The 2,403-nt window shown below is 45.9% G+C and carries 3 protein-coding genes; all 3 read right to left on the reverse strand.

What is annotated here, in order from left to right:
* Window positions 1-377: AMP-binding protein (locus tag ACEW8S_RS08485; protein ID WP_373517727.1), on the reverse strand; the 377-nt coding region annotated here is incomplete at its 3' end.
* 57 nt (window positions 378-434) lie between these two features.
* The gene (locus ACEW8S_RS08490) at window positions 435-896 is read right to left on the reverse strand and encodes a GNAT family N-acetyltransferase (RefSeq protein WP_373517728.1); all 462 of its coding nucleotides are present in this window, start codon (window positions 894-896) and stop codon (window positions 435-437) included.
* A gap of 23 nt (window positions 897-919) precedes the next feature.
* On the reverse strand, window positions 920-2,403 hold a 1,484-nt coding region (locus tag ACEW8S_RS08495; RefSeq protein WP_373517729.1), incomplete at its 5' end, for a phosphoribosylformylglycinamidine synthase subunit PurQ.

A 2,403-nucleotide genomic window follows, 5' to 3' on the forward strand; every position in this document is an offset into this window, starting at 1 on the left:
TGTACCGCTTTTACCTTGTCATATACTTCACGGCAAGAAACGAAGCAATACGTCGATTCGGAGTGGTTGAGCACGTAGGCATAGTCTTCTTCGGAAATAGTGGGATAAATCGGTACATTTTGAGCGCCGAGCTGTAGGATGCCAATGTCCATAATATTCCATTCCGTGCGATTGGTCATGGAAATCAAAGCAATTTTTTCATTGGATTTTATTCCAAGTCGAAGCAGGCCACGGCTGATGGCATTCGCTTTGTCCACATATTCCCGGGTTGATGTGGCCACCCATTTCCCGTCGTATTTGGTTACAAGGGATGCAGTAAGGTTGAATTTTTCCAACTGATAATAGGGAAAATCGAAAAGGCGGGTGATGTTTTGCATAGCATGATTTGAATGGTTGTTGAAATATAGGGAAAAATTCGGTTTGGTTTTTAGTGTTTAGGTTTTCAAATGCAATTTCATGCCTTCATGGCTGGCCGTAAACCCCAATTTTTCATAGAACTTTAAAGCCTCCGGCCGTTTTTTGTCCGTCGTAAGTTGCACGACATGGGCTTTCTTTTCTTTTGCCCTATGGATGGCCCACTCGAACAAGTGTTGCCCGATGCCTTGTCCGCGATATTCTTTATGTACGCGAACGGCCTCGATTTGTGCACGGATGCCACCTTGATAGGTAAGGTATTGGATGAAGGATAATTGTAAGGTACCGATAACCAGACCGTTTTTGGTTTCCATGACCATCAATTCTTGGTTGGGATCGGCAGCGATATTTTCAAAAGCTTCATAGTACGTGTTTGGAAGTGGGTTCAGATAATTTTCGCGCAGTTGGCCAAGCTTGTCATTGGCGATCATGGCGACAATCATTGGGACATCGGCTTTTTTGGCTTCACGTATTTTCAGCACGATTACTGGATTTTATTTTTTGACTACTTCTTACTCTTTTCCTCCACCCATTCCCTAGCATTGACAAAAGCCGCCAACCATGGCGAAACTTTATCATTTCTATCTTTAGGATAATACGCCCAGTTCCACGGAAAGATCGAGCGTTCGATATGCGGCATGGTCACTAAGTGCCTTCCCGTCTTATCGCACAGCATGGCCGTGTTGTAATCGCTGCCATTGGGATTGGCGGGATAGCCCTCGTACCCGTATTTCGCTACGATATCATAGTTTTCTTCGGACTCGGGGAGGATGAACTTGCCCTCGCCATGGGAAATCCAAACGCCTAAGGTGCAGCCTTCCAGGCCGGATAGCATCACGGAATTGTTTTTTTGGATTTTCACCGAGCTAAAGTTGCTTTCGTGTTTATGGGAATCATTGTAGGTCAGCTTACCGTGGGTTTTATGATAGGGATTGATGAGGTTTAGTTCCATGAACAATTGGCATCCGTTGCAGATGCCGACGGATAAGGTATCAGGTCTGGCAAAAAAGCTTTTTATGACCGCATTGGCCTTTTCGTTGTATTTGACAGCGCCGGCCCAGCCTTTGGCGCTGCCCAGAACATCGGAGTTGGAAAATCCGCCAACGGCCCCTAGGAATTGAATATCTTCGAGATTTTCCCGGCCTGAAATCAGGTCGGTCATGTGTACATCCTTGACATCGAAGCCGGCCAAGAACATGGCATTGGCCATTTCGCGTTCGGAGTTGCTTCCCTTTTCGCGGAGTATGGCCGCTTTGGGCTTCTCGACTGCGCCCGACTGCGCCCGACCTGACAGTTGCCCTGTAAACTGGTCTGGAAATAGATATTCAAGCACCTGTTCCTTATAATTCCCGAACCGCTCCTTTGCCAATCCTTTCGCAGTCTGCCTATCATCCAACAAATAGGAAGTCTTGAACCAAGTGTCGCGCAAAGAGGCTATGTTCAGTCCCATTTCCATACTTCCGTTTTTTAGGTTCAGCGTACTTTCGGAAGTAACCTCACCTATCTTTTTAAAATCGATTTTTTTATCGGACAGGTTTTTTTCTAGGGACACATCCCCTTGAAAAACAATCCCGGCATTTTCCGAAAACAGTAGTTTTATAGTATCGGATTCTCCCAAATCGGATAGATCCAAGGCGGCACCCAACCCATTGTCCGCAAAGCACATTTCGAGCAGCGTAGTAATCAATCCTCCGGATGCAACGTCATGTCCTGCAACGATTTGCCCGTTTCTAATTAAAGTTTGAATTGAGTTAAATACGGATTTAAAATAAGCGTCATCGATAATGGTCGGGGCTTCGTTGCCAATGGCGTTTCGGATTTGCCCGAAGGATGAACCGCCCAATTTAAAACTGTCTTTTGATAGATTGATGTAGTATATGGAACCCCCATTTTTTTGCAACACGGGTTCGACGACCTTGGTTATATCATCGCAATGTCCGGCTGCGGAAATAATCACCGTTCCCGGGGAGATGACATCGCCATCGGGAT

It is taken from the genome of Pricia sp. (genome assembly GCF_041745955.1).
In the GTDB taxonomy this organism is placed as follows: domain Bacteria; phylum Bacteroidota; class Bacteroidia; order Flavobacteriales; family Flavobacteriaceae; genus Pricia.